The sequence below is a fragment of the Echinimonas agarilytica genome, from assembly GCF_023703465.1.
GTDB lineage: Bacteria > Pseudomonadota > Gammaproteobacteria > Enterobacterales > Neiellaceae > Echinimonas > Echinimonas agarilytica.
Genome location: NZ_JAMQGP010000017.1, coordinates 1 through 1,897 on the forward strand (window position 1 = coordinate 1; position 1,897 = coordinate 1,897).

General features: G+C 53.9%; 1 protein-coding gene. It reads right to left on the reverse strand.

From position 1 onward, the window contains the following. The coding region (locus tag NAF29_RS18050) for an Ig-like domain-containing protein (RefSeq protein WP_251263028.1) at positions 1–1,897 on the reverse strand (1,897 nt) is incomplete at both ends.

The window sequence follows — 1,897 nt, forward strand, 5'->3', positions numbered from 1 at the left end:
GCGTGGTGTCTTCCGGATCGTTGGTCACAGTTATACTGACTTCTGGCACTAGGCCAATGGTGAAGTCGGCATCAGAGGTTTCAGCAGCATCGCCTTGCGCATCGACTCCATCGATAGTCGCAGTGTACTCGCCATCGGCTAACGCTGCGCCATCGGGCAGTGTGAATTCCCAAGTGCCGTCAAGCTCTGGCGTGACCGCATATTCAACACCGTTCACCGTCAACGTTAAATCACCCACGGTATTATCCGAGGTACCACTAAAGGTTGGCGTGGTGTCTTCCGGATCGTTGGTCACAGTTATACTGACTTCTGGCACTAGGCCAATGGTGAAGTCGGCATCAGAGGTTTCAGCAGCATCGCCTTGCGCATCGACTCCATCGATAGTCGCAGTGTAATCGCCATCGGCTAACGCTGCGCCATCGGGCAGTGTGAATTCCCAAGTGCCGTCAAGCTCTGGCGTGACCGCGTATTCAACACCGTTCACCGTCAACGTTAAATCACCCACGGTATTATCCGAGGTACCACTAAAGGTTGGCGTGGTGTCTTCCGGATCGTTGGTCACGGTAATACTGACTTCTGGGGTCAGTAGAACCCTAAAACTCGCGGAATCTTCAGGTGCATCATTATTTTGCGCATCGGAGCCGTTAATCGCCGCAGTATAAGTGCCGTCCCCTAAGGCGGCACCATCCGGCAGGGTGAATTCCCAAGAGCCATCAGCTTCGGGGGTTACAACATAGTCCACACCATTGACCGTCAGCGTTAAATCGCCGTCAGTATTGCTCGATGAGCCTGAGAAAGTAGGCGTAATTTCATCACCTGAGGCCACGGTATCGATGCTGACAATCGGCAGCTGATCCACCGTGAAGTCGGCATCTGAGGTTTCAGCAGCATCACCTTGCGCATCGACTCCATCGATAGTCGCAGTGTACTCGCCATCGGCTAACGCTGCGCCATCGGGCAGTGTGAATTCCCACGAGCCATCAAGCTCTGGCGTGACCGCGTACTCAACACCGTTCACCGTCAACGTTAAATCACCCACGGTATTATCCGAGGTACCACTAAAGGTTGGCGTGGTGTCTTCCGGATCGTTGGTCACAGTTATACTGACTTCTGGGGTCAGTAGAACCCTAAAACTCGCGGAATCTTCAGGTGCGTCATTATTTTGCGCATCGGAGCCGTTAATCGCCGCAGTATAAGTGCCGTCCTCTAAGGCGGCATCATCCGGCAGGATGAATTCCCAAGAGCCATCAGCTTCGGGGGTTACAACATAGTCCACACCATTGACCGTCAGCGTTAAATCGCCGTCAGTACTGCTCGAAGTTCCTGAGAAGGTAGGCGTAATATCATCACCTGAGGCCACGGTATCGATGCTTACAATCGGCAGCTGATCCACCGTGAAGTCGGCATCTGAGGTTTCAGCAGCATCACCTTGCGCATCGACTCCATCGATAGTCGCAGTGTACTCGCCATCGGCTAACGCTGCGCCATCGGGCAGTGTGAATTCCCACGAGCCATCAAGCTCTGGCGTGACCGCGTACTCAACACCGTTCACCGTCAACGTTAAATCACCCACGGTATTATCCGAGGTACCACTAAAGGTTGGCGTGGTGTCTTCCGGATCGTTGGTCACAGTTATACTGACTTCTGGCACTAGGCCAATGGTGAAGTCGGCATCTGAGGTTTCAGCAGCATCGCCTTGCGCATCGACTCCATCGATAGTCGCAGTGTACTCGCCATCGGCTAACGCTGCGCCATCGGGCAGTGTGAATTCCCACGAGCCATCAAGCTCTGGCGTGACGGCGTACTCAACACCGTTCACCGTCAACGTTAAATCACCCACGGTATTATCCGAGGTACCACTAAAGGTTGGCGTGGTGTCTTCCGGATCGTTGGTCAC